Origin of the sequence: Yoonia sp. R2331 (assembly GCF_041103235.1) — a bacterium.
In the GTDB taxonomy this organism is placed as follows: Bacteria; Pseudomonadota; Alphaproteobacteria; order Rhodobacterales; family Rhodobacteraceae; genus CANMYO01.
The window spans coordinates 1,354,917-1,381,230 of sequence record NZ_JBGCUN010000001.1 but is presented as its reverse complement, the minus strand read 5'-3'; the positions used below and the strand labels follow the sequence as shown (position 1 = coordinate 1,381,230).

General features: G+C 60.0%; 26 protein-coding genes. 9 read left to right on the top strand and 17 right to left on the bottom strand.

Translation table 11 applies throughout. From position 1 onward, the window contains the following. Positions 1-48 precede the first annotated feature (48 nt). Positions 49-1,140, top strand: a complete 1,092-nt coding sequence (locus AB3Y40_RS07145; protein ID WP_369438104.1) for an OmpP1/FadL family transporter — start codon at positions 49-51, stop codon at positions 1,138-1,140. 104 nt (positions 1,141-1,244) lie between these two features. Continuing rightward, positions 1,245-2,171, top strand: coding sequence for a DMT family transporter (locus AB3Y40_RS07140; protein WP_369438103.1), 927 nt, complete (start codon positions 1,245-1,247; stop codon positions 2,169-2,171). Here the strand turns inward: AB3Y40_RS07140 and lpxB are convergent. The 14 genes from lpxB to pyrH form a co-directional block, all read right to left on the bottom strand. Beyond that, on the bottom strand, positions 2,118-3,260 hold the full coding sequence (lpxB, locus tag AB3Y40_RS07135; protein ID WP_369438102.1) for a lipid-A-disaccharide synthase: 1,143 nt from the start codon (positions 3,258-3,260) through the stop codon (positions 2,118-2,120). The two genes, AB3Y40_RS07140 and lpxB, sit on opposite strands and share 54 nt — an antisense overlap. After that, positions 3,257-4,162: an LpxI family protein gene (locus AB3Y40_RS07130; protein ID WP_369438101.1), complete on the bottom strand. Its 906-nt coding sequence runs from the start codon at positions 4,160-4,162 to the stop codon at positions 3,257-3,259. The genes lpxB and AB3Y40_RS07130 overlap by 4 nt, the downstream gene beginning before the upstream one ends. Beyond that, positions 4,162-4,944, bottom strand: coding sequence for an acyl-ACP--UDP-N-acetylglucosamine O-acyltransferase (gene lpxA, locus AB3Y40_RS07125; protein ID WP_369439619.1), 783 nt, complete (start codon positions 4,942-4,944; stop codon positions 4,162-4,164). The genes AB3Y40_RS07130 and lpxA overlap by 1 nt, the downstream gene beginning before the upstream one ends. Continuing rightward, a complete protein-coding gene (gene fabZ / locus AB3Y40_RS07120) occupies positions 4,941-5,402 on the bottom strand; it encodes a 3-hydroxyacyl-ACP dehydratase FabZ (protein WP_369438100.1) in 462 nt (153 codons plus the stop codon). Before fabZ ends, lpxA begins: the two co-directional genes overlap by 4 nt. 60 nt (positions 5,403-5,462) lie before the next feature. Further along, positions 5,463-6,020, bottom strand: a complete 558-nt coding sequence (locus AB3Y40_RS07115) for an OmpH/Skp family outer membrane protein (RefSeq protein ID WP_369438099.1) — start codon at positions 6,018-6,020, stop codon at positions 5,463-5,465. Further along, positions 6,020-8,350, bottom strand: coding sequence for an outer membrane protein assembly factor BamA (gene bamA, locus AB3Y40_RS07110; protein ID WP_369438098.1), 2,331 nt, complete (start codon positions 8,348-8,350; stop codon positions 6,020-6,022). The genes AB3Y40_RS07115 and bamA overlap by 1 nt, the downstream gene beginning before the upstream one ends. Positions 8,351-8,472: 122 nt before the next feature. Beyond that, positions 8,473-8,598, bottom strand: coding sequence for a hypothetical protein (locus AB3Y40_RS07105; RefSeq protein WP_369438097.1), 126 nt, complete (start codon positions 8,596-8,598; stop codon positions 8,473-8,475). A 69-nt stretch (positions 8,599-8,667) separates the two neighbouring features. Further along, positions 8,668-9,987, bottom strand: coding sequence for an RIP metalloprotease RseP (rseP, locus tag AB3Y40_RS07100; RefSeq protein WP_369438096.1), 1,320 nt, complete (start codon positions 9,985-9,987; stop codon positions 8,668-8,670). 10 nt (positions 9,988-9,997) lie between these two features. Beyond that, positions 9,998-11,167 (bottom strand): 1-deoxy-D-xylulose-5-phosphate reductoisomerase, encoded by a 1,170-nt coding sequence (gene dxr / locus AB3Y40_RS07095; protein ID WP_369438095.1) that lies wholly within the window; start codon positions 11,165-11,167, stop codon positions 9,998-10,000. Beyond that, positions 11,164-11,994, bottom strand: a complete 831-nt coding sequence (locus AB3Y40_RS07090; protein WP_369438094.1) for a phosphatidate cytidylyltransferase — start codon at positions 11,992-11,994, stop codon at positions 11,164-11,166. Before AB3Y40_RS07090 ends, dxr begins: the two co-directional genes overlap by 4 nt. A gap of 1 nt (position 11,995) precedes the next feature. After that, entirely contained in the window at positions 11,996-12,721 is a 726-nt protein-coding gene (gene uppS, locus AB3Y40_RS07085) for a polyprenyl diphosphate synthase (RefSeq protein ID WP_369438093.1), read from the bottom strand. A gap of 106 nt (positions 12,722-12,827) precedes the next feature. Then, positions 12,828-13,391 (bottom strand): ribosome recycling factor, encoded by a 564-nt coding sequence (gene frr, locus AB3Y40_RS07080; RefSeq protein WP_369438092.1) that lies wholly within the window; start codon positions 13,389-13,391, stop codon positions 12,828-12,830. Between the two features lie 121 nt (positions 13,392-13,512). After that, positions 13,513-13,782: a hypothetical protein gene (locus tag AB3Y40_RS07075; protein ID WP_369438091.1), complete on the bottom strand. Its 270-nt coding sequence runs from the start codon at positions 13,780-13,782 to the stop codon at positions 13,513-13,515. A gap of 98 nt (positions 13,783-13,880) precedes the next feature. Further along, positions 13,881-14,606 carry a UMP kinase gene (gene pyrH, locus AB3Y40_RS07070; RefSeq protein WP_369438090.1) on the bottom strand — a complete coding sequence of 242 codons (726 nt, stop codon included), beginning with the start codon at positions 14,604-14,606 and terminating at the stop codon, positions 13,881-13,883. Positions 14,607-14,732: 126 nt separating this feature from the next. Between pyrH and miaA the strand changes: the two genes are divergently transcribed. From miaA to AB3Y40_RS07040, 6 genes are all read left to right on the top strand, one after another. Then, entirely contained in the window at positions 14,733-15,626 is an 894-nt protein-coding gene (miaA, locus tag AB3Y40_RS07065; RefSeq protein ID WP_369438089.1) for a tRNA (adenosine(37)-N6)-dimethylallyltransferase MiaA, read from the top strand. A gap of 62 nt (positions 15,627-15,688) precedes the next feature. Next, positions 15,689-16,522, top strand: coding sequence for a helix-turn-helix domain-containing protein (locus AB3Y40_RS07060; protein WP_369438088.1), 834 nt, complete (start codon positions 15,689-15,691; stop codon positions 16,520-16,522). A 237-nt stretch (positions 16,523-16,759) separates the two neighbouring features. Then, complete coding sequence (locus AB3Y40_RS07055; protein WP_369438087.1) at positions 16,760-18,421, top strand: ABC transporter substrate-binding protein; 1,662 nt, start codon at positions 16,760-16,762, stop codon at positions 18,419-18,421. 129 nt (positions 18,422-18,550) lie between these two features. Next, entirely contained in the window at positions 18,551-19,585 is a 1,035-nt protein-coding gene (locus AB3Y40_RS07050) for an ABC transporter permease (protein WP_369438086.1), read from the top strand. A 13-nt stretch (positions 19,586-19,598) separates the two neighbouring features. After that, positions 19,599-21,050, top strand: coding sequence for an ABC transporter permease (locus AB3Y40_RS07045; protein WP_369438085.1), 1,452 nt, complete (start codon positions 19,599-19,601; stop codon positions 21,048-21,050). 123 nt (positions 21,051-21,173) lie between these two features. After that, positions 21,174-23,261, top strand: coding sequence for a dipeptide ABC transporter ATP-binding protein (locus AB3Y40_RS07040; protein ID WP_369438084.1), 2,088 nt, complete (start codon positions 21,174-21,176; stop codon positions 23,259-23,261). A gap of 36 nt (positions 23,262-23,297) precedes the next feature. Here the strand turns inward: AB3Y40_RS07040 and AB3Y40_RS07035 are convergent, their stop codons facing one another. Beyond that, positions 23,298-23,888, bottom strand: a complete 591-nt coding sequence (locus AB3Y40_RS07035; protein WP_369438083.1) for a lytic transglycosylase domain-containing protein — start codon at positions 23,886-23,888, stop codon at positions 23,298-23,300. Positions 23,889-24,030: 142 nt separating this feature from the next. On the opposite strand from AB3Y40_RS07035, the gene ssb reads away from it, so the two are divergent. After that, positions 24,031-24,549 carry a single-stranded DNA-binding protein gene (gene ssb / locus AB3Y40_RS07030; protein WP_369438082.1) on the top strand — a complete coding sequence of 173 codons (519 nt, stop codon included), beginning with the start codon at positions 24,031-24,033 and terminating at the stop codon, positions 24,547-24,549. A gap of 69 nt (positions 24,550-24,618) precedes the next feature. On the opposite strand, the gene aroB is transcribed toward ssb, so the two are convergent. Together aroB and AB3Y40_RS07020 are read right to left on the bottom strand one after the other, a co-directional pair. After that, positions 24,619-25,734, bottom strand: coding sequence for a 3-dehydroquinate synthase (gene aroB / locus AB3Y40_RS07025; protein WP_369438081.1), 1,116 nt, complete (start codon positions 25,732-25,734; stop codon positions 24,619-24,621). Next, entirely contained in the window at positions 25,731-26,300 is a 570-nt protein-coding gene (locus tag AB3Y40_RS07020) for a shikimate kinase (RefSeq protein ID WP_369439618.1), read from the bottom strand. The genes aroB and AB3Y40_RS07020 overlap by 4 nt, the downstream gene beginning before the upstream one ends. Between the last annotated feature and the right edge of the window lie 14 nt (positions 26,301-26,314).

The following is a 26,314-nucleotide window of genomic DNA, read 5'->3' as shown; positions in this document are numbered from 1 at the left end:
GTCCATAGGGTCAGATCAGCAACAATCTTTCATGACAGGGATGGAGACATGAAGAATATTCTCACCACAGGGGCAGCCCTGATGCTGACCACCACCGTCGCAACGGCTGGTGGCATCGACCGCAACGGCAATCCGTTTTCGGTCCTGTTCGAAGACGGCAACTATGTCGAACTGTCGTTTTCCAAAGTCACGCCCGACATTTCGGGCGACTATGCAGCACCGCTGAGCGCGTTTGGCCCCAGCACTGAAAACATGGCGAATGATTTCACTTCCGTTGGAGTTGCATTCAAATACGCCGTCAACGATCAGATCGACGTGGGCCTCTTCCTGAACCAGCCCTATGGCGCGGACGCGGAATATACGGCCGGTGCCTATACGGGTCTCGAGGCGGAATGGAAGAGCAGCCAGATCGCTGTCGTTCTGAAGTACCAGATCAACGAAAACGTCTCGGTCTACGGTGGTGCACGTTCGGTCGAATCCGAAGCGACAATCCAGATCCCGTTGTCGGCCACAGCCGTCTACAATGCAGAGGCCGCTGCTGATCGTCAGACGGGTTACATCGCAGGTGTCGCTTACGAGCGTCCCGACATCGCGCTGCGCGTTGCTTTGACATATGAAAGTGGCGTCAGCCACGAGTTCGCGACAACCGAGCTGGTCAACGGCGCGCCAATCACTCCGGGCACAACGACGACCATCGAAATCCCACAGGCTGTTACGCTTGATTTCCAAACCGGCGTCGCCGCTGACACACTCGTCTTCGGCTCCATCCGCTGGTCGGAGTGGTCCGTTTGGGAAGTCCGCCCCGCTGGTTACGAAACACTGACCGGCGGTGACCGTGTCACCGGTATCGACAGCGATGTCACGACATACCGCATTGGTGTTGGCCGTCGCCTGAACGACAACCTGTCGGTCTTTGGTCGCGTCACTTACGAAGATGCATCCGGCGATGTCGCATCGCGTCTGGCACCGACCGATGGATCAACTGCCATCGGTATCGGCGGCACTTACACAATGGACAACGTCAAGCTGACCGGCGGCGTCGAATATGTGATGCTGGGCGACGCAACTGACGGATCTGGCACCGCCTTCACCGACAACTCGGCGCTTGGCGTTGGCCTCTCGGTCGGCTTCAGCTTCTAAGCCGTAGCCGGTTACAACACGTCTGAAAGGCCCCGGTCAAAACACCGGGGCCTTTTCGCATTTTCCGGGTTGAGTTCATGCCACCAACCGGATCATGTGCCGGCATGAGCACCGTCCAGAAAACCATCACCCCTTTTGCATGGGCCGAACTGGCCCTTTTGTCGTTCTTGTGGGGTGGATCGTTCCTTGCAGTTCGGATCGCGCTGAATGAAATCGGATTCCTGACGTCTGTGGCGCACCGCGTTGGCTGGGCGGCGCTGATCCTTTGGGGCTATGTCCTGATCCGCCGCTTGGAAATCCCCCGCGATCCGCGCACATGGGGCGCGTTTCTGGTGATGGGTATGCTTGCCAATGCGATCCCATTCTGCCTGATGGCATGGGGGCAGTTGCACATCGAATCTGGCCTGACCTCCATTCTGAACGCTGCCACCGCAATCTTTGGCGTGCTGGCCGCCGCGATCTTCTTTGCGGATGAGCGACTGACCACCCGCCGGATCATCGGCGTGCTGCTTGGCTTTTTCGGTGTGGCGACCGCGATCGGCCTGTCATCGCTTACCCAGCTTGATCTGCGTTCTCTTGGGCAACTGGCCGTTATCGGCGGCACCATGTCCTATGCGCTGGCCGGTGTCTGGGCACGCAAAAAGCTATCCGACCTCAAACCTCAACTCGCAGCGGCGGGCATGTTGACCGGATCGAGCCTCGTGATGATCCCGGCAGCCTGGATTATCGAGGGACCGATCAGTCTGAACCTGTCTACCGCCACATGGCTCGCCGTTGGGTACTACGCGATCTTCGCCACCGCCGTGGCCTATCTGGTCTATTACCACGTACTCAAGATCGCGGGCGCGGGCAATGTCGCCCTTTGCACGCTGACCATCGCGCCCGTCGCGATCATTTTGGGCGCGGTGGTGTTGGGCGAAGAATTGCACTGGCAGGCCTACGCAGGCTTTGTGCTGCTGGCCCTCGGCTTGCTGATCCTAAACGGCTGGTTTGGCCGCAAACCCGCCCAAGACAGCCCGCGCCGCGCGTAGCCCCGGCGCATCACCACCCTGCCCCAACCGCTCCATCGTGAGTGCCATCGCGGCGTTCTGGTCATTTGGCGCGCCCAGCACCCGTTGCAACGCCGCCGCAATTGGTGCGGGCTTGCAGTCATGACCAATGTACTCTGGCACGACACGGGTATCGCTGACCAGATTGACCAGCGTCACTGTATCCACCAACAACATTCGGCTGATGATCACCCGGCTAAACCACGCCATGTCATAGGCAATCACCATCGGCGTCTGATTGGCGGCCAGTTCCAATGACACCGTGCCCGATGCCGCCAGCGCCACATCCGCAGCCCGAAAAGCCGCTGCTTTGTCGGCCTTGTCCTCGGGCGGGATGATCTGCACCTGAGGCCAATCCGCCGTCATCTGCTGCACCAATTCCAGCACCGCAGGGGCGGCAGGCAAGACGATTTGCGCATCCGGCACCGCTGACAACAACTGCTTCAGCGCGGCCCCAAACGTCGCCGATAACCGGGCGACCTCACCCCGCCGCGACCCCGGTAAGGCCAGCACCAGGGGTCCGGTGATCTTATGCCGGTCGCGAAACGCCTGCGCGTCCGCGACACTTGCAACAGGGTCGGTCACAACCGGATGCCCGACAAAGTCACACCGCATCCCCACGGCTTCCATCAAGGGCGGCTCAAACGGGAAAAGCGCCAGCACCTGATCCACATGCTGCGCCATCTTGGCCGCACGCCCGGCCCGCCAAGCCCAGACCGTCGGGGCCACGTAATGCACCGTGCGGATGTTGCTTCCAGCCTTCACCAGCTTGGCAACACGCAGCCCAAAATCGGGGCTGTCGATGGTAATCAGCACATCAGGCCGGGTCTCCAGCACTGCCTGCGCCATCTGGTTCACACGCGCTTTCAGGTGGCGATACTTCGGCAGGATTTCCGCCAACCCCATCACGCTCAGCTCATCCATTGGGAACCGGCTGACCATGCCTTGCGCCTGCATCAACGGCCCGCCTACCCCATCAAACGTCACATCCGTCAGCGACTGCAAGCCCCCCATCAGCGCCGCGCCCAGCTTGTCGCCAGAGGCTTCGCCCGCAATCACAAAAACCTTCATCCGCCCCCCTTGGGCCGGACCCAAAGGAACATCTTCTGCGCGTTCAGGATCTGCAGCACACCGGGAAGGTCCAGCACCATCACACCGCCCGCCTCAATCACGATGCCAGCAAGGGCGGCTTCGGCCGCTTGCATCGCCGTATCAGGGCCAATCACCGGAAGGTCCGCGCGGCGATCCTGATCGGGCTTCGGCGCTTTGAACAGAATGCCGTCATCTGCTGTCACCGGCGCCGGTCCATCAATGCCCGACAACCAATCAGCCACATCGCCCAAGACCTCACCCACCGCATCCGCAACAGCAATGATCGGCCCGTGATCGTTTGAATCCTCTTTGAAGCTTTCGTGGAATCGCTTCAGCATCGCCGCCGTGCCGTCCTGCCCCTCGGTCGCCCGGACTTGTCCTACGCGCACAACACAGGCCTGCCCGACATCCCGCGCACCCATCTGCGCCACTGCGGTTTCGCCTGCGGTTGCATCAGCGGCATGCCAGTCTTCAGGCATGACCTCTGTCAGCACACCTTCGGTCGGCAACAGATCGGGGGCGATTTCATGGGCTGCTTTGACGGTAAGTCCGGCATCCTCAAAAATGCCGATCACCGCGCGCAGCGCACCATCATCGCCAGATTGCAACGCACGCAGGATGCGTTCAACAAACGGGAACGTCGCCTCACTGATAGCAGAGGCGTCGATCTCAGGACGCTGAATGGCACCTGCCATACAAACCTCGGTCACACCGCGCGCTTGCAGCCCGTCCAACAGCTCGCCCAAATGCTCAATCCGAAAGGTGACATCAGCGCGCACTTTCGGTGTGTTCCCGTAAAGCGCACAGACCAAGGGGGGTGTCTTTAGCCGCTCAAGCAGCGCCTGTGGCAGATCGCCCGTGCCTGCGATCAGCGCCAGCATCAGCGCGGCGACAGCAGGCCGCGGTCGCTCTCGCCCAGAATAAAGCGTACCATCTGCCGGACATAGTCGCTTTCGGTCTCGGCGCTTAGCCGTTCCGCCCGGTCGTGGATTGTGCCTTCGCCCTCTTTCAGCGTCATGAACGCCGCACGCAGGGCCGTAATATCGCCGCGCGCCACGCCGCGCCGTTTGAGACCGACAAGGTTCAGCCCCTCCAACTCTCCGCGCTGGCCCATAACAAGGCCATGTGGCACCACATCCGCCGTCACCATCGACAGCGCGCCGATGATCGCGCCCTGCCCGATCCGCACCCATTGGTGAATGCCGCACAACCCACCGATGATGACGTCATCCTCAATCACGCAATGCCCCGCCACGGCAGAGCTGTTGACCACAATCACCCGGTTTCCAACCTGCGCATCATGCGCCACGTGGCAGCCTGCCATCAGAAGGCAATCATCACCCACCGTGGTCACGCCGCCACCCGCGGCCGTGCCGGTATTGACCGTTACATGTTCCCGAATGCGGTTGCGCGCACCAATGCGGAGCGCGGTCTTCTCACCACTGAATTTGAGGTCCTGTGGAACCTCGCCCAACACAGCAAAAGCAAAAACTGTGGTCTCGTCGCCGATTTGGGTGTCGCCTGTCACCACCACATGGGATTTCAACGTCACACCCCGGCCCAGCACCACTTCTGGCCCAACCACGCAGAACGGGCCAATCGTGCAGCCGTCACCAATGACGGCTCCCTCTTCAATCACGGCAGAGGGATGAACGCCCATCAGCCCTGCAGGTCCATCATCGCCATGAACTCGGCCTCGGCGGCCATCTCACCGTCGACCTCGGCCAGACCCTTGAACTTCCAGACCTTGCCGCCGGGCTTGCCGCGCAAGGTTTCAACCTTCAGCGTCAGCACATCACCCGGGATCACCTTGCGGCGGAATTTGCAGCCGTCAATCGACATGAAGTAGATCAACATATTGCCCTCGGTCAGGCCCATCGTGGCGCCAACCATCACCGCAGCGGTCTGCGCCAAAGCCTCAACAATCGTGACACCCGGCATGATCGGCGTGCCGGGAAAATGCCCCTGAAAGTGCGGCTCGTTCATCGTAACGTTCTTGATACCTGTGGCCGAAGACGTGCCGTCGATGTCTTTCACCCGATCCACCAGCAGGAACGGATAGCGATGCGGCAGGATCGCCTGGATCAACTGGATATCAGCCTCGGTCACGGGGGTGGTCATCGTCGTCTCCTCGAAATGTCTGAACTGGTTAGCAATCTCGCCGCGTGGTCACAAGCGGCGTTACTCATCATCCGCGACAGGCGCGTCTGGCATCAACACGGCATCAATTCGGCGGATCGCCTCATTGGTGATATCGGCCGACCGCACCACCACCACAACGGATCGGCTATCAACTACGGCGGTGGCCCCTTTTTCGATCATAAGCTGACCCAGAATCGGGCGCGACTCCTCGATAAAGCGTTGCCGAACCTCGGCCCGTGCCTGATTGACCTCTGCCTCTTTGGCATCGCGCGCGCGTCGGATGTCGTTGACCTTGGCATCAAAGGCGGCCGCCTCTTCGCGGAACGCCTGTGGGTCCATCGTTGGCCGGCGCAGGGTCAGGCTGCGTTCCTCTGCCGTCAGGTCTGCGACAATCCGTTCGTTCTCAATCGCCAAGACCTCGGCTTGTGCTTCAACGGCTGCGCGCAAACTGTCGGCATAGGCGGATGCACCGATCATCCGTTCCAGATCCACGACCAGCACCGCAGCGCCCGGTCCCGTGGCAGCGACCGGTTCCTGGGCCGCCGCCGGTTGGGTCAACATCAGACCCAACACCAGGAACAGCCCCCGCCAGCCCATCAGAATGTGGTCGAAATGGTCACGTCAAAGTTCTTGGTCTTGTCACCATCCTGCACGTCAACCGGTTCGGTGAAGTTGAACCGTAGCGGGCCAATCGGCGTATCCCAGAAGATCGACACACCTGCAATCGTGCGCGCCGTGTAGTCGTTGTATAGCACGTCAGCCTCGGACAAGCCGCGCAGATTGCCTACATCCCAGACAGAACCGTGGTCGATGAAAGCACCACCGGTGATCCCATATTCCTCGGGCAGACCAATGGGGAACTCAGCCTCAAGCCGGGCAACTGCAAAAGCATTGCCGCCCAATGCGTCATCTGTTGCCGCATCCCGCGGACCAATACCACCCGCTTCAAAGCCACGCATCAAGCGGCTGCCAAGAAAGAAACGATCGGTCACACGGCTGTCACCATCGTTGTACTGCAAGTATCCACCTTCGATGGTGGCACGCAGCGTCAGTTCTTCGTTCCAGACCTTGGTCTCTGCTGCGGCCAGCGCCGTGGTCTTGATGAACTGCGTATCACCAATCCCGAACTCCTGCCCAAAGCGCAGGACAAAGCCTGCATTCGGGTTCAACCCGGTGCGGCGGCTGTCATAGCTGTAACCATAGCCGATGGATTGCGTTGTGATCGCACCCAATTCAACTTCTTCGCGGATGATCTGGCTGATGGTCGTGTCGGTCACATCAATGCCCGACAGATTGGTGTAATCCACCGCGTAGAAGACCGACAAACGACCGTTCTCGCTGATCGGGAAGGCCAGCGAGGGGCTGAACCGGAAAACTTCGGTGTCGTAGACAGCATTCTCAGCCTCGGTCGTGCGATAATCAATCGCCAGACCAAACCGCAGATCGCGGCCCAGGAATTGCGGTTCTGCAAAGTCAAACGCGAAGACACGGTTGGTTTCCGCCGTCGACAATTCAAAGTTCAGCAACTGGCCCCGGCCCAGAAAGTTTCGCTCGCGGAAGCTCGCCAGCAAGCTGACCCCGGTGTCCGAATTGTAGTTGGCACCAAACGACAGCGACCCCGTCGGCTGCTCTGCCACATCAACATCCACAATCACCTGATCCGGCGTGCTGCCTTCACGGGCTTCAACGTTGGCGTTGGAAAAGAACCCCATTGCCCGGATACGCTCTGCCGCTTGCCGCACTTCACGCGGGTTAAACGGATCGCCTTCTACCGTGCGGAACTGGTTGCGCACCACCCGGTCTAGCGTGGTGTTGTTGCCTTCAATGTCGATCCGCTCCACAAAAATGCGTGGTCCACGGGTCAGCGCATAAGTGACATCCAGCGTCAGCGCCCGATCATTGCGGGTTATGCGCGGATCAACAGCGACAAAATTCAGACCGCGCTGAATCGCCAGACGTTCCAGTCGCGCAATGTCATTCTCGACCCGGCTGGGGCTGTAGACCGACCCGGGCTTCGTCGCCACTGCTGCCTGAAATTCAGCGACGTCCGGCTCGGGGATTTCAGACACCACCGTGATATTGCCAAAGCGGAACTGCTGCCCTTCCTGCACATTGAAGGTCACAAGATAGGCGTCGCGTTCGCGGGTCAGGGCAACATCCACGTTCAGCACCTGAAAATCGGCATAGCCGCGCGATTGGTAGAAATCTGTCAGCACCTGCCGGTCAAAGCCGATCCGCTCGTTCGAGAACGTATCGCGGCTGATGACGGACCGTAGAAAGCCCGCCTGCTTGGTTTCCAGCACGCCGCGCAAGCGACGCTCGGAATAGCTGCGATTGCCGATAAAGCTGATCCGCTCAATCTCGGTCACGCCGGATTCGCTGACCGCAAAAACCAGATCAACGCGGTTGTCGGACTGTCGAATGATCTGCGGCACGACACTGGCGTTGATCCGGCCTTCTGATGCATAGATCTGCGCAATCGCGGCGGCATCCCGCTCTGCCTGCGCCGGCGAATAGACCCGACGCGGCGTGCTTGTCACGACGGACAGCAATTCGGCATCGCGCAGACGGCTGTTTCCTTCGATGTTAATCCGGTTGATCGTCGGGAACTCGACCACCTCAATCCGAAGCGTGCCACCCTGCGGCGTGATATTCACTGCCTCAAACAGCCCGCTTTCGCGGATCCGCTGGCCTGCGGCGTTCAATTCTCCCGCTGACACGGCCTCACCGCGACTGATTCCCGCAAAAGTCAGGATCGCCTGATCGGACACACGATTGTTGCCCTCGATGATCACGCTGTTGAATGCAAAGTTCTGGGCCTGCGCAGGCCCCGTCAAAAGCGCCCCAAGTGTCAGAAAAAGAACGACAAAGCCGCGCACCCAGGCATTCGCCCATCGCACCGCGGCGTCTTTGATTTTCGATGTCATGAGCAGCGCCTGTTTTTATTGATCCCCGTTGCTTCTGAATTACCGGGTCTCAGGCGGGTTGTCAAAACGAAGAAACGCGCCCGGCGGGGGCGCGCTTGACCATTTCCAGACTGTGGCGGGCCTTACATCATCCCGACGTAGGCACCTGCATATAGTGCCCCGACAAGCGCACCGGTATAGATGATGCGATCCCAGTTCAGGGTCAGCAAAACGCTGAACCCGCGATATCCTTGTGCCAAAGTCTGCATGGTCTCACTCCTCAGATGACCCAAATCTAGGGGTCAAATGCGGCGCGAATGTGGCAGATTTGGGCAGCTTCAGGGGCAAAGCACCAGATCGTTGAGCAACGCAAAGGTCATTAACCCCGCGATAATCGCAAGCCCGCCGACCATCAGGAAATTAAGCGCACGGTCACTGGGACGACGACGCGCCACGGCCTCGTAAGCGTGAAACACCAGATGCCCGCCATCCAGAATAGGGATCGGAAACAAGTTCAACAGCCCCACCGCCGCTGACAACATGCCCAGAAACAGCACATAGCTTTGTGCGCCCTGCGCGGCCATCGACCCGCTCGCCTGCGCAATGCCCACAGGCCCCGACAGGTTACAGGTCGAAATCCCGCCAGTCATGATCTCCCACAGGCCCGACAGCGACATGGTGATCGTGAACCACAATCGGTCCACCCCCAGTTTCAACGCCTCCCAAGGCCCAATCGGGTCGGTCGCTGGGTCAAAAAAGAACGTGCCGCCAATGCCGATCCGCCAGAACTGCGCATAGCTGCCATCGGCCTGCGGCTCGTCCTGATAGCGGGCCGCCAGTTCCACATCAAAGGTCTCACCATCGCGCCAGACTTCCAATGTGATCGGCGTGCCCTCTGCGGCACCGACGGCGGCCACGATGTCTCGAAACGCATTGACCGGTTCGCCATCAATCGCCGTGATGAAATCGCCAACCCGCAGCTTTGCATCATCTGCTGCGGACCGGGGTGTCAGACTGTCCACCCGGCTGATGATCGGATGCGGCCCCTTGACCACCATCTCGGCCCCGTCGCGCACGATTGTGTAATCCTGCAGCAGCGTGTCAGGCAACGTATCAATATTCGCGCCCTCTTCGCCAAAGACCACATCGCCCACGGCGATAATCCGGTCACCCGGCAACAACTCTGACTGAAACGCCGCAGGGACTTCATAGGTGCTTTCCAGCACCAGTTCTTCGCTCGGCTTGCCCTCGTACATCAGGTAACCCGCAAAGATCAGCGCGGCGAGGATGAAATTCGCAACCGGCCCTGCCGCCACGGTCAAGGCCCTTGCCCACAAGGGCGCCCCCATCATCGTGGTGCGTGGATCATAGCCCGGCACACCGTCATCGCCACCGACGCTGGCGGCATTTGCATCGCCGCGAAACTTGACGTAACCACCTGCGGGGATCGCCGCGAGCTGCCATTTCGTGCCGCGCTTATCCACCCGGCTCCACAGTACTTTGCCCATGCCGACGCTGAATACATCCGCATGAATGCCCGTCCAACGCCCCACGATATAGTGTCCATATTCGTGCACGGCGACGATCACCAGCAAGGCGACGACAAAGGCCACAATGGTGAAGACCGGTCCGCCCAGCGACGGGATCAGCGATGTCATGTCCAAAGGTTCAACCCATTTCCTGCATAAAGCCTGACGCCAACCTGCGCGCTGTGGCATCCGTGTCTGCGACGTTATCTAACGTAATCTGGGCATTTTGCAGCCCATCATCTGCTGACATTTTGGCGAGAACCCGTTCCACGACCTCTGCCATGTCCAAAAACCCGATTTGGCCTGCGATAAACCCGTCCAGCGCCTGTTCCTTGGCCGCATTGAACGCCGCACCAGACAGCCCGCCCATGTCCATCACCTCTGCTGCCAACCGCAACGCCGGATAGCGGGTCAGGTCGGGTGCGCGGAAGGTGAACTGGCCGATCCCAGCAAGATCAAGCCTTTCCACAGGCAAGGTCTTGCGCTCCGGCCAATGCAGGGCAAAGCCAATCGCATGGCGCATATCAGGCGGCCCGACATGCGCCATCAGCGCGCCGTCATTGAACCCGACAAGCGCGTGGATCATGCTTTCGGGATGCACAAGCGCCTCAATCTGATCCGGCCTGACCCCGAAAAACTCTTTTGTTTCAATCAGCTCCAGCGCCTTGTTGAACATCGACGCGCTGTCGATCGTGATCCGTTGCCCCATATCCCAATTGGGATGGGATGACGCCTCTGCCAGCGTGGCGGTCTTGAGCTTCTCAAGCGGCCAATCCCGGAATGCACCGCCACTGGCTGTGATGATGATCCGCTCAACGGTATTGATATCCTCGCCGATCAACCCCTGAAACACCGCCGAATGTTCACTGTCCACAGGCAAGATTGTGGCTCCATGCGCCCGTGCCGTCGCCAATAGCAGTGGCCCGGCTGTGACCAGCGATTCCTTGTTCGCCAGCGCCAGCGTGGTGCCGTGCTTCAGCGCCTCCAGCCCCGGCGGCAGGCCCGCAGCCCCCACAATCGCGGACATGATCCAATCCGCAGGCCGCGCTGCCGCCTCACAAATCGCGGCATCACCAGCGGCAGCCTCAATCCCCGATCCTGCCAAGGCGGCACGCAGATCATCCAGTAATTCAGGGTGACACGTTACCGCAACTTCGGCACCCAAGTCCTTGGCATCATGGGCCAATTGCGCGATGTTGCGTGCCCCGGTAAGCGCCACCACGTCATAGGCCCCCCGGTCGCGCCGGATCAGGTCAATGGTGTTCTGGCCGACAGATCCCGTGGCCCCCAGAATGCTGATCCGCCTCAAAAGGCAACTCCGGGCACGTCAAATACATAGGCCACCAGCAGCATGAACAGTGATGCTCCCAGTAGCGCATCAAACCGGTCAAACAGCCCGCCGTGGCCCGGGATCAGGGCAGAGCTATCCTTGACCCCCATCCGCCGTTTCAGCGCGCTTTCCGCAATATCGCCCATCTGGCTGGCAAAGCTCACGATGGCCGAAATCAGGATAATCGCCAGCCCCGCATTGGTGAAGAGGGTAAAGATCAGCCCGACCACCGCCGCAGCGACCCAGCCAGCGGCAGTCCCGCTCCAAGTTTTCTTGGGGCTGACCTTGGGCCAGAACTTCGGACCGCCAAAGGTGCGGCCCGCCAGATAGCCAAAGACATCCGTGGCAACCACAACCATCATCAGCCACAAAATCCAGGTGAACCCGTAATCCTCGCGGAATTGCACCAGCCCCCAGCCTGCGATCTGAATGCCAAATGCAAAGACAAAGAACGTAATCCGCTCATGTTTGACGCGCCAGGCCCCAAGGATCGGCACCAGAAAGATCAGCAACAGCCCAATCGGCGTGCCCAACAGCAGCCCCGACTGGACCGAAGCCACCCCCGCCGCCAGCACCGCACCCTGATTGGGTTTGTCGGCGGCGATCATCATCCACAATTCCCAGACCATCACGGCGGTCACAAAAACCACCAGCATCTGGAACCAGACACCACCCAGGATGACGCCAACCGCACCCACGGCGATCATCGCGATGGAAGAGATTACGCGCGTCTTCAGGTCTTCCCACTTCGCAGGGTTTTGCGGCAGCACCGGCTCTGGTGCGACGGTGGTGGGATCGTCAGTCATGTCAGGCCAGCACGGCCCCAAACCGACGCTCACGCCCGCCATACCCGGCCAGAACCTTGTTGAACTCGGCGGCGGTAAAGTCGGGCCACAGCGTATCGACAAATTCGTATTCCGCATATGCCGACTGCCACAGCAGGAAATTGGATATGCGGGCCTCGCCGCTGGTGCGGATCACCAGATCGGGGTCAGGCAAAACGTGAGTATCAAGGAATTTTGACAGCGTTTCGGCGTCCACATCCTTGTGGGTCAAACGGCCCTGCTCAATCTCAAAGGCCAAACGCTGGGCCGCACGGGTTACTTCATCCCGGCCACCATAGTTCAGCGCAATGGTCAGATGTACGGCATCGTTTCCGCTTGTATATAGCTCTAAGTTGTCCATCAGGGCGACCAGCTTGTCGTCCAGCTTCATCCGGTCGCCAATGAACCGCACGCGCACACCGGAATCAAACAGCGCCTTTGCCTCACGCTCGATATAGCGCCGGAACAGCGCCATCAGCCCTGCGACTTCGGCCTGAGTCCGCTTCCAGTTCTCGGTCGAAAAGGCAAAGATTGTCAGATACTTGACGCCCTCATCGGGACAGGCCTTGACGATCTCGCGCACCCGGCGGGCACCCGCATGGTGGCCAAACAGCCGGGGCCGTCCGCGCTGGGTAGCCCAGCGACCGTTGCCATCCATGATGATGGCCACATGGTTCGGGCCGCGCTTGTCGTTTGTGTCCTTGGGCATCAATGGCCCCTTTCCTGTCCGGTTCTTGCGGCATGTGCGCCGCCTGCCCGTGTGCCGATCATCCAAAGATACGAAACTGCCACACGCACAGTTTCGCGTGTCGCGGTCAAACCTGCATGATTTCGGCTTGTTTGGTTTCCAGCGTGTCGTCGACGGTCTTGATATAGGTGTCGGTCAATTCCTGCACCGCACCTTCCCAAAATTTTTGGTCGTCTTCCGACATCCCGTCAGCCTTGGCCTTCTTGATCTGGTCCATGCCGTCGCGGCGCAGATTGCGGATGGAGACCCGCGCGCTTTCGGCATAACCGCCTGCCACCTTGGTCAAATCGCGGCGGCGCTCTTCGTTCAATTCTGGGATCGGCAGCATGATGATCGTGCCGTTCAGCTGCGGATTGATCCCCAGCCCGCTTTCGCGGATCGCCTTTTCCACCTTGCCTACAAGGGCCTTATCCCAAACATTGATCGTAACCATGCGGGGTTCTGGCACATTGACCGTTCCCACCTGGTTAATGGGCGTCATCGAACCGTATGCATCCACCATCACCGGCTCCAGCATGGACCCAGAGGCACGCCCGGTCCGCAAGGACGCAAGTTCCGTGCGCAGGTTGGCGATTGCGCCGTCCATCCGACGCTCAAGGTCATCGGTATCAAGAATAAAATCGTCTGCCATGTCATCTGCTCTAGTTTCGGGCGTTCGCCCTGCTTTTGCTGGTCTTAGTTGAAAACCAGTGACTTGTATAGGTCAGGAAAACCACAGGATTTCGGCAGTTTTTCGTCAGACACACGCGGATTTACGCCGCTTTTGCGTCTGTTTCGGGCGCTTCAGGGGCCTCTGTTTGCTCTTCCGGGGTCGGCGCGGGCAGCGCTTTGGCCTCATCGGGCATTTGGTCGGGCCACTCTATGGTGATCGTCGTCTCACCGGGCGCGATGGTGATGCGCGGCTGATCTGACAACCCCGCCAGAACCGCGTTCAGCTCTTCCAGCGCGCGCGTCGCTGACTGGCGCTGCGTTTCCTTGACCGCCTCAACGGTGCCCTTCTGGCCGAACAAGAATTTGAACATGGTGATCCCCATTTGATTGCTTGATCACAATCTGTGCCGCAGCGCAGCATCAAGCAAGGGGAAAAGGTTGCCAAATGCCCCCTGTCGGGGCGCACGGCCTAGTCGCCAACGATGGTATAGGTGCCCTCGCCCGCCAAAATCCCGCGGAAACCGCCCGGTTCATCCAGCGAAAAGACGATGATCGGCAGGTGATTGTCTCGCGCTAGGGCAATGGCGCTGGCGTCCATGACACCCAGATGCTTGGCCAATACCTCGTCATAGCTGACCTTGTCGAACCTCTGGGCATCGTCGTGCTTGGCGGGGTCCTTGTCATAGACCCCGTCAACCTTTGTGCCCTTCAAGATCGCCTCGCAGGCCATCTCATTGGCGCGCAGGGTCGCAGCGGTATCGGTCGTAAAATACGGGTTCCCGGTGCCTGCGGCAAAGATGCACACGCGCTTTTTTTCCAAGTGGCGCACCGCGCGGCGACGGATATAAGGCTCTGCCACTTCGTTCATGGTAATGGCCGAGATCACACGGGTATGGATGCCCTGTTCTTCCAGGGCCGCCTGCATCGCAAGCGCATTCATCACCGTCGCTAGCATCCCCATATAATCGGCTGTTGTGCGCTCCATCCCCTGTGCGGACCCTTGCAGCCCGCGAAAGATGTTGCCGCCGCCGATGACCATGCAGATCTCGACGCCCATGTCGTGCACGATCTTCACCTCTTGCGCGATGCGCTGCACGGTAGGCGGATGCAGGCCGAACCCGGTGTCGCCCATCAGCGCCTCGCCCGAGATTTTCAACATGACCCGCTTGTAGGTGGTGCTGGATGCGTCTGTCATGGTGGCCCCCGGTCTTGGCATTTGCGATCCCGCGCAAAATGTCGCAACAAGGGGCCAAGTTCAATGCCGCATCGCGGACTTGCGCGCATTCGCGCAAAGTAAACATCACGTTCACCGGGTAACCCTTTGTCACTGATCGACATTCATCCAGATAAACCGGTGCTGATTGCGGGGCCCACGGCCTCTGGCAAGTCCGGTCTGGCGCTGCACATCGCCCAGATGCAAGGCGGGGTTGTGGTGAACGCCGATGCCTTGCAGGTCTATGACATCTTTCGCGTCCTGACCGCCCGCCCTGATGATGTCGATTTGGCGGCTGCCCGCCACGCGCTTTACGGCCAAATCCCCTTCGATCAGCCCTATTCGGTCGGCGCTTGGCTGCGCGAGGTGAAGCCGCTGCTATCGGGTGCACGTCCGATCATCGTCGGCGGCACCGGGCTTTACTTTACAGCACTGACCGAAGGACTGGCCGAAATCCCCCCCATCGACCGCCAAACCCGGTTGATGGCCGACGCCCGAAGCCTGCCCCAGATGTTGGCCGATCTCGACGCGCAGACACTGGCACGGATCGACACGCAAAACCGGATGCGGGTCCAACGGGCATGGGAGGTGCTCAACAGTACCGGGCGCAGCCTTGCCGACTGGCAAGACAACACGCCACCGCCGCTTTTGCCGCTGCCACAGGCCACCGCCATCGTGCTCGACGCACCCAAAGACTGGCTGACACCGCGCATCGCGCAACGGTTTGACCAGATGCTAGACGGCGGCGCACTGGACGAAGTCCGCGCGATCCTGCCCCACTGGCACAGCGCGCCGCCTGCCGCCAAGGCCATCGGCGCGCCGGAACTTGTGGCCTATCTGCAAGGCGGCCTGACCCTCGATCAGGCGCGCGATGCCGCCACAATCAGCACCCGCCAATATGCCAAACGCCAGCGGACTTGGTTCAACAAGCGGATGCGTGACTGGCACCACATCCACATGCCGTCCACAGACTTATCCACAGCGCTACGGTTTGTTTCCTGATTTCTTGATTGTTTTTGAACAATTATCAGGCCAGATTTGCACAAATCCAATCTGGGGGATTCATGCTGCACCCGACCGAGAAAACCGCAACGGCGCTTGCGTTGGCGCCGATTGCCCAAAATCCGCAGATGGGCCGCTGGCGAACCGAAGCCATGCGCAGCCATGCTTCGCCCCGCCTGCTCTACGTGGGCAAGGGCCATGGGCGGATCACGGTGGCCGGGCTGACCAGTGGCTACGGCCCCAACAACCTGATCTTCATTCCCGCCCACACCATGTACGGCTTTGATGTTGGTCCTACCGTCTTTGGACAGATGGTCACGATCCCGGGGGCGATGGCCTCTGAATGGCCCGACGAACATGTGCATCTGCGCCTGCGGGACGTCAGCGCGCAAAAGGAACTGCTGGTGCTGCTGGATGGGCTGGAACGTGAGCTGAAGTCGGACCGCAGCGCCCACAGCCGGGCCGCGCACTACCACCTGGGCCTGCTGGCGGTATTCTTTGAACGCCAACTCGACACCCGCAGCGATGATGGGCAAGAGGCGCGTAGCGATACAAGTGCGGCCCGCCTTGTGGCCGCCTATACCGACCTCATTGAACGGGACTACCGCAGCGACCGGCGCGTGGGCGACTACGCCACCGAACTGGGCGTCACACCAACCCACCTGACCCGGTGTTGCAAGCAGACCTGTGGCAAGTCCGCGCTGGCGCTTTTGACGGACCGTGTCCACTATGAGGCCTGCATCCTATTGCGCGAAACCCGCACACCTGTCCAGCAAATCGCCAGCGATCTGGGCTTTCATTCACCGGCCTATTTCAGCCGCGCGTTTCATGCGCGCGCAGGCCGCACGCCGTCCGATTTTCGCAAGCACGGTGCTGCAGCGCAGCGTCGCGCATAGACCTTGATGTCGTTTTTGACCAAAGGGACAAATGTCTGACAAATGTCGCTTTTGGACATGCCAACCGTCGCAAACGTGAACTCATTGTCCTAATGTGTGCATTGACGGACGGGGTAAAACGATGCCTGAATGCGACATTGGGATAGTGTGGTTGATCCTGGTGGGATCGCCACGTTGTCGCGCACGGAAGAAATCCGGATGCGACCAAAAAACGAAATGTGTCACAGGGAGATAAGTATGACGCACCACACCAACCTGTCGGTTCACCCGGCAGCATTGACCTACGCAGCCGATGCAAAAGCAGGCAAGCTCAGCCGCCGGGAATTCCTGGCGCGCACGACAGCACTGGGGGTCACCTCTGCGGCGGCCTATGGTCTGCTCGGCCTGAACGCACCGGCCCAGGCGGCCGCACATGCACAGCAAGGCGGCACCGTTCGCATGCAGATGGAAGTCCGTGCACTCAAAGATCCGCGCGCCTTTGACTGGACGCAGATGGCCTTCGTTACTGCTGGCTGGCTGGAATATCTCGTGGAATACAACAGCGATGGCTCTTTCGAACCGATGCTGCTGGAAAGCTGGGAAGTCAACGACGACGCCACCCAGTACACACTGAACGTCCGCAAAGGCGTCAAGTGGAACAATGGCGACGACTTCACCGCCGAAGACGTGGCACGCGTGATCGGCGACTGGTGTGACAAGGACGCCGAAGGCAACTCGATGGCCGGCCGCTTTGCTGTGCTGATCGACGCCGACACCAACAAGGCGCTGGACGGCGCAATTGCTGTCACCGACAGCCACACCGTCACGCTGAACCTGCCCGCATCCGACATCACGCTGATCGCAGGCATGGCTGACTATCCTGCTGCGGTCTACCACAGCTCGATCAACCGCGAAGACCCCGCCATCGACGCTGTTGGCACCGGTCCTTATGTGCTGGAAAGCAACGAAGTTGGCGTGAAGGCCGTTCTGGTCCGTAACGAGGGCTTTGAATGGTGGGGCTACGAGGCTGGCAAAGGTGCCTACCTCGACCGGATCGAATACATCGACTACGGCACCGATCCCTCTGCCTGGGTTGCTGCCGCTGCGGCGGACGAGGTCGACATGACCTACGAAACCGTTGGTGACTTCGTGCAGGTCTTCAAAGACATCGGCTGGGAAGAAAGCGCCGTGGCCTCTGCTGCGACCATCGTGATCCGTCCCAACCAGGAAGCCGAAGTTGATGGCATGAAGCCCTACGCCGACAAGCGCGTGCGTCAGGCCATTGCACATGCCTGTAACAACGCTGTCTGTCTGGAACTGGGCTATGCTAACCAGGGTGAGGTCGCCCGCAACCAGCACGTGGGTCCGATGCACCCTGCATGGGCGGACGTGCCGGGGCTTGAATACAACCCCGAACGCGCCCTTGAGCTGCTGACAGAAGCCGGGATGCAGGACTTCGAAATGGAAATCTCTTCCATCGACGACGACTGGCGCAAGAACACCACCGATGCGGTGGCGGCACAGCTGCGTGACGCCGGCTTCAAGGTCAAGCGGACCATCATCCCCGGTTCGACCTTCTGGAACGACTGGACCAAGTACCCGTTCTCTTCCACGAACTGGAACCACCGTCCGCTCGACACCCAGATCCTGGGTCTGGCCTACCGCTCTGGCGAGGCTTGGAACGAAGCTGCGTTCTCGAACGCGGAATTCGACGCCCTGCTGGCCGAAGCCAACTCGATCGCTGATGCCGATGCCCGCCGCGAGGTGATGGGCAAATTGCAGGCCATCATGACCGACGAAGGTGTCACCATTCAGCCTTACTGGCGCACGGTTTACCGTCACGCCAAACCGGGCTTTGTGGGCTGGGATATGCACATCGCGTATCTGCCGCAGATCTACAAGATCGCTGTGGCAGCCTAAACCAACGATCAGGGCCGCACCGCACACCGGTGCGGCCCTTTTCTTCTGTAGCCGCGCCACGACGGACATACCGACGGGCGCACGTGAATGGCCGGGCAACGCCCCTGCCGCAGACCAACAGGGGTCTTTATGGGACTGTTCATTTTACGCCGCCTCGGGGTCATGATCCTGACGGCGCTGTGCCTGACGTTCATCGTCTTCTGGCTCACCAATCTCTTTCCAAACCTTGAAAAGCTGGCCAAAACCCAAGGCAACTTCCGCATGTCGGACGAAGCCGTGAACAGCTATCTGACCAACCGCGGCTATATGCAGCCGCTCCCGGTCAAATACGGCCAATGGCTCGGGGTATTGCCCGGCTATGAAATTGAAGGTTCGGATGGAGAGTTGCGCCGCCGCTGCGAAGACGGCAAATCCTTCTGCGGCATCATTCAGGGCGATTGGGGCACCTCGACCGTCTTCAAGGATGAAGTCAGCACCATTGTCGGGACCCGACTGGGCCTGACCGGCAAGTTGATGTTCTGGGTGATGGTGGTGATGGTCCCGGGCGCGCTGATTATCGGCGTGCTTGCGGGTATGCGAGAGGGGTCCGGCACCGACCGAACCCTATCGACCTTTTCGATCATATCAACGGCGACACCTGAATACGTGTCCGGTGTGATCCTGATCGCGGCCTTTGCGACCAAGGCCTTCATTGATTGGGAGGCAGTGCCATTCAAAGGCACGGCCACGTCGGCCACGGAAAATGTGACCTTCGAGAACTTCTTTCTCCCCACGATCACAATCGCGCTTTACGGCATGGGCTATATCGCGCGGATGACGCGGGCGTCGATGACCGAAGTCATGACGGCCCAGTATATCCGTACCGCGCGGCTCAAAGGGGTCAGCTTCCCCAAGATCGTGATCCGCCATGCCCTGCGCAACGCACTTATCGCGCCTTTCACGGTCATCATGCTGCAGTTCCCCTGGCTGCTGAACGGTGTCGTGATCGTCGAGACGCTCTTTAACTACAAGGGCTTCGGCTGGACGCTGGTACAGGCCGCAGGCAACAACGATATCGAGCTTCTGCTGGGTGTCTCAATCGTCTCTGTTTTCGTGGTGCTGGTGACGCAGCTCATATCCGACATCGGATATGTGTTCCTCAACCCACGCATTCGCATTTCATAAGGGAGGATTGATCATGGAAACCCTCACCTGGACCGGATCACTTGGGGCAATTCTGAACCCCGTTCTGACCATCGTGGTCATCCTGCTGGCAATCTCCGTTGTGGCACAAATCGTGCTCAGCTTGTTTGCACCAGCCGTGACCCTGCAATCCAACCCCGACGGGACGCTGATGCAACGTGGCGGCGCGCTTGGCATAGTCGAGAAATCGACCAAATGGCTGTTCTTTGCCGCGCTGATCCTCGTGCTGATCTACATCATTGGCGGCGTCATCATGCCTTACGGCAGTGCTGGGATCATCGGCGCGATGTCCAAGCAATTTGCGCCAGTCTGGATCACCCTGTTCCTGACCTTTCTGGCCTCGATCATGTTCAAACGGCGCCTTGGCCTTTACGGCAAGCTTTTCGACAGCGTCATCGGCATGATCGGCTTTGGTCTGGTGATGTTCTGGGTGTACACCGCGATCTTCGCGGGCATCTTCGACCTCATCGCCACCCATGATCCGCTCTCGCAGATCTCGGGCCTCAAGAACAAGCTGCCCGGTGTGGCCCTGCCTGAAGGCTCGGAAGAGCTTTACCCCCACTACCTCTTGGGCGGTGACAACCTCGCGCGGGATATCTTCAGCCGCATGGTCTATGGCTCGACCATCGTGATCGCGATTGCACCGATGGCGACCGTTTTTGCCTTCATGGTCGGGATCACATTGGGCCTGCCCGCAGGCTTCTATGGTGGACGTCTGGACACGGTCCTGTCGTTCCTGGCCAACCTGATCCTCGCCTTCCCGGTCATCCTGCTGTTCTACCTGCTGGTGACCCCAGAGATCGTGCAGACCGGCATCCCGTCGTTCATGGCCGCCTTCCTCTTTGTGTTCCCGATCGTGTTCTTCGGTGTGCTGCTGAACTCGCGGTTCTACACACAACCGGCCAAACGGACACCGATGCTGATCCTGGTGCTGGGCGGTCTGGCCTGGCTCTATCTGTCGATGATCTCGCAGGCGGGTACGGTGCTGAACTTCCTGCCACCGGCGGTGGACCTCTTTGACATCGCGCCGGGTATTCTGGTGGTCTTTGTCTCGGTGGTCTTCGTGAATTCGCCCACTGTGTTCCGCATCGTGCGGGGCCTCGCCCTTGATCTGCGCACCCGCGACTATGTCGCCGCGGCACAGACCCGTGGTGAGGGTGCGTGGTACATCATGCTCTGGGAAATCCTGCCCAACGCGCGTGGCCCGTTGATCGTCGATTTCTGTCTGCGCATCGGCTACACCACGATCCTGCTGGGAACCTTGGGCTTCTTTGGTCTGGGCCTGCCACCGGAATCGCCGGATTGGGGCTCTACGATCAACGAAGGCCGCAAGCTCTTGCTGATCTTCGTGCACCCGCCACTGCCGCCCGCAATTGCGCTTCTGTCGCTGGTGCTGGGCCTGAACCTGCTGGCCGATGGCCTGCGCGAAGAAAGCCTGAAGGATTAACATCCTGTGCGGCAACCGGACTGCGTACTGGTTGCCGCGTGTTAACACTCGCATACGCATCACTTGTGCATGGAATGTGCATCAGATGTTGAAAGTCCAAATTGCCCCACCGGAGGCCCCGCAATGACCACAGAAAATTATGACGGACCCATCCTCGAGATCGACAAACTGTCGATTTCCTTCTTCACCAGATTGCGTGAAATCCCTGCCGTGATGGATTTTTCGGCCAAGATCATGCCGGGCGAAGCGCTCGGCGTTGTGGGCGAATCCGGGTGCGGCAAATCCACCGTGGCCCTCGGCGTCATGCAAGACCTTGGCGTCAATGGTCGCATCGTTGGCGGCTCGATCAAGTTCAAGGGCGAAGAGATGAACACCATGACGCCAGAGCGTCTGCGTGACATCCGTGGCAGCCAAATTGCCATGATTTATCAAGAGCCTATGGCATCGCTCAACCCCGCCATGCGGATCGGCAAACAGCTCGCTGAGGTGCCGATGATCCACGAAGGCGTCTCAGAGGCTGAGGCGATGAAACGCGCGCTCGAAGTGGTCACAGATGTGAAACTGCCTGACCCCGCCCGTATCCTAAAATCCTTCCCGCATCAGCTGTCAGGCGGCCAACAGCAGCGCATCGTGATCGCGATGGCGCTGATGTCAAAGCCGTCCTTGCTGATCCTCGACGAACCCACCACAGCACTTGACGTGACGGTCGAGGCGGCGGTGGTCGAACTGGTCAAGGATCTGGGCAAAAAGTACGGCACCTCCATGCTTTTTATCAGCCATAACTTGGGCTTAGTCCTTGAAACCTGTGACAGAATTTGCGTCATGTATTCAGGTGAGGCCGTCGAACGCGGCTCTATCGAAGACGTCTTTGACGAGATGCAGCACCCCTATACACAGGCGCTGTTCCGCTCCATCCCGCTGCCGGGTGCGGACAAGAATGCCCGCCCGTTGATCGCTATTCCCGGCAACTTTCCCCTGCCCCACGAACGGCCCGAAGGCTGCAATTTTGGCCCGCGCTGCGACTATTTCGAAGAGGGTCGCTGCAACGAAAACAAGCCTATTCCGATGTCGCCAGTGGCAGGCAATGAACGCCATGAAACCCGCTGCCTGAAGTTCCAGGAAATCGACTGGAACGCGCCGCCAGAACTCGGCGAACAGAAAGAAAAGCCTGAACCGGGTCGGGTCGTCTTGAAGATGGACAACCTCAAGAAGTATTATGAAGTCGCGGCAAACGCCCTCTTTGGCGGCGGCGACAAAAAGGTGGTGAAAGCCAACGAAACCCTGTCATTCGAGGCCCGCGAAAGCGAAACCCTTGCCATCGTTGGGGAATCCGGCTGTGGCAAATCCACCTTTGCCAAGGTGTTGATGGGATTGGAAACCGCCACCGACGGGGAAATCCTGCTCGACAACAAGCCCATCGGCAACACCCCCATCGAAAACCGCGACACCAAAACGGTGGCCGATGTCCAGATGGTGTTCCAAAACCCCTTTGACACGCTCAACCCTTCGATGACCGTGGGCCGCCAGATCATGCGCGCACTAGAAATCTTCAAGGTTGGCAACAACGACGCCGAACGCCGCCAGCGGATGCTGGAACTGCTTGATCTGGTCAAACTGCCCCGCGCCTTCGCCGACCGAATGCCGCGTCAACTTTCGGGCGGACAGAAGCAACGCGTTGGTATTGCACGGGCTTTTGCCGGTGACGCCCGGATCGTTGTGGCCGATGAACCCGTCTCGGCGCTTGATGTGTCGGTGCAGGCGGCGGTGACGGACCTCTTGATGGAAATTCAGCGCGAACACAAAACCACGCTGCTTTTCATCAGCCACGATCTGTCCATTGTCCGCTACCTGTCGGACCGTGTCATGGTCATGTATCTGGGCCACGTGGTCGAGCTGGGCAGCACCGATCAGGTCTTTGCCCCGCCCTATCACCCCTATACAGAGGCGCTCTTGTCCGCCGTTCCCATCGCCGACACCTCGATCGAGAAAAAGCACATCGTGCTCGAAGGCGACATCCCCTCGGCCATGAACCCGCCCACCGGTTGCCCGTTCCAGACGCGCTGCCGTTGGAAAGACAAGGTCGATGGCGGCTTGTGCGAAAAAGAGGTGCCCGTAACCCGTGCGCTGGCAGATGGTCACCAGATCAAGTGTCACCTGACCGATGCGCAACTGGCCGAAATGGAACCTGTGATCAAGGTCGCGGCGGAATAACCGGCAACTGCGCGGCGTTCCCGTCCGGGGACGCCGTCAGCTGCCCCAGATGATCCGCACGTAATTCTGGGTTTCTTTGTACGGCGGGATGCCGTTGTAACGCTCCACCGCACCGGGGCCTGCGTTATAGGCGGCCAATGCGTGCGGCCAATTGCCGAATTTGCGATACTGCGTCGCCAGATAGCGCGCACCACCTTCAAGGTTCTGGCTCACATCATAGGGATCAACCCCCAACGCCCGCGCCGTCTGTGGCATCAGTTGTGCCAGTCCCAGCGCACCCTTGTGCGACCGCGCATTGGGGTTCCAGCCGCTTTCCTGCTGCACCAGCCGCAGGAACAAATCCTCGGGCACACCATGCTGCCGCGCGGCCGCCCGCGCCATGCTCAGATACGGCCCGTTATAACGCCCGCTATAGGCCGGGCTCGACCCCGGCGCACCGGGCACCACCACACGCGGCGGCTGCAAACGAACCGAACTACTGTACTGCTGGGCTGCACGGTTATCGAGCACTGAAAGCTGGCTGGCAAAAAGCGCTGTGCGTGATCGGGTCGAGGTCCGCTCTTGCGCCTCTGCAATCCCGGCAAAGACCAACACTACACTCAGCGCGATACCACCCAATTTCTGCATCAACTCGTCCTATCCCGACCCACACGGCGCAATCTAATCGTTTTTTCCACAGAAACCAGTCCTGCGTGTCGTTAGACCTCTGTTAACTATGACGCGGCAAACGTAAGTTAGCCAAAATCAAAGAATCGAAGGGGGTCGGCGCATGGCCGGATCAGTGAACAAAGTCATTCTTATCGGCAACCTGGGCCGCGACCCCGAGGTGCGGACTTTCCAGAACGGCGGCAAGGTCTGCAACTTGCGGATCGCCACCTCCGAGAACTGGAAAGACCGCAACACCGGCGAACGCAAGGAACGCACCGAATGGCATTCCGTCGCGATTTTCAGCGAACCGCTCGCCCGCGTGGCCGAGCAATATCTCAAGAAAGGCTCCAAGGTGTATATCGAGGGCCAGCTGGAAACCCGCAAATGGCAGGACCAGAATGGCCAGGACCGCTATTCAACCGAAGTCGTGCTGCGTCCCTACCGGTCCGAGCTGACGATGCTGGATGGCCGTGATGGCGGCGGTGGTGGCGGCGGCTACGGCGGTGATAGCGGCGGCTATTCCGGCGGCGGTGGCGGCGGCTATGACAGCGGTGGTGGCAACTACGGCGGTGGCGGCGGCGGATCATCCTCCGGCGGCGGCGGTGGCGGTCGCGATCTGGACGACGAAATTCCGTTCTAGACGCCTATGCGAAACAAAAGCCCCGGTCGGATAACCGGGGCTTTTTTGCTTGGCCAGTCACCCAATGTGCTATGAATGCCGTTGGGACAGCGCATCATCCAGCACGGAAATCACCACGTCCTTCGGCACAACTGATGTCACAAACGCCTCACCAATCCCGCGCGCCATGATGAACCGCAAAGTGCCCTCGACGACCTTCTTGTCCTGACCCATCAGGTCCAGCAAGACCGCAGCGTCAGGCAGATCGCCCGGAATATCAGCCAGATCCTTTTTCATCCCCATCGCCGCCAGATGCGCCCGCACCCGGCTGGGGTCCTCCTGACTGCACAACCCCAATCGGGCCGAAGTTTCAAAGGCGAGTGCACAGCCTATTGCCACACCTTCGCCGTGCAACAGCCGATCAGAATAGCCCGTCGCCGCCTCCAATGCGTGGCAGAAGGTATGGCCAAGATTCAACAAGGCGCGGTCGCCCTGTTCGGTCTCATCGCGCGCGACAATCTCGGCCTTCATCTGGCAGGACCGGGTCACCGCGTGAATGCGCGCGTCCATATCGGTGGACATGCGCGGCGCGTTGACCTCCAGCCAGTCAAAAAATGCCGCATCGCCCAGCAGCCCGTATTTCACCACTTCGCCATAGCCCGCCAGAAAATCACGCGCTGGCAGGCTGTCCAGCAGGGCCGTGTCACACAGCACCAGTGCAGGCTGATGAAACGCACCAATCAGGTTCTTGCCATTGGGAGAGTTGATCGCTGTCTTACCACCGACAGAGCTGTCGACCTGCGCCAGCAGCGTGGTTGGCACCTGCACAAACCGCACACCGCGGCGCAGGATGGCGGCGGCAAACCCCACCAGATCGCCAATCACGCCACCACCCATCGCCACGATGGTGTCGCCCCGCTCGACCTTTTGTTGCAGCAGCCATTCCACGCAGCGTTCCAGCTGCGCCCAGCTTTTGGTGGCCTCTCCGGGGGGTAGCAGCAAGGCGTCACTCGTCAATCCGGCACTGCTCAAACTGGTTTGAAGTGCCGCGATATGCAGCCCGGCAACGGTGGCATCCGTGATGATCGCCACATGTTTGCGCCCGCCCATGCCCGCAATGCGCGGACCCGCTTCGTCCAGAACACCGGCCCCAATGCGAATGTCATAGACCCGTCCGGGCAAGTCTACTGTCACGGTCTCGATCATGTTGCGGCCTCTAGCAGGTCAGGATGTTCCAACAGCAGCTGGATCAGCGACTGCGTTGTCTCATCAATGGAATTGTTGGGTCTCACGCTCAGTCGCAGGGTCGCCAGCGCATAAATCGGCGTCCGCTCTTCGAATAGCGCGGTCAGCGTGGCGAGCGGATCAGCGGTGCGCAGCAATGGCCGCGTGTCTTTGTGCCGCACCCGTTCCCACAGCAAACGCAACGGCGCATCCAGCCAGACCGCCGCCCCCGCCTCTGCAATAATGTCCCGATTGCGCGCGGCCAGAAACGCCCCGCCGCCGGTGGACAGCACCGCCGGCGGCCCATCCAGCAGCCGTTTGATGACTTCGCTCTCGCGACGCCTGAAAAACGCCTCGCCATCGCGGGCAAAGATGTCGGCGATGGTGTCCTGCGCGGCCTCCTCGATGGCCGCATCACTGTCCTGAAACGGCACCTGTAGGCGCGCAGACAGGGCGCGGCCAATCGCGGATTTGCCCGATCCCATCATCCCAACCAGCACAATCGTGCGCTTCAGCCGCAATGCCTTGGTCCCCTCACCGCATTTCATCCAACGTGAACCCC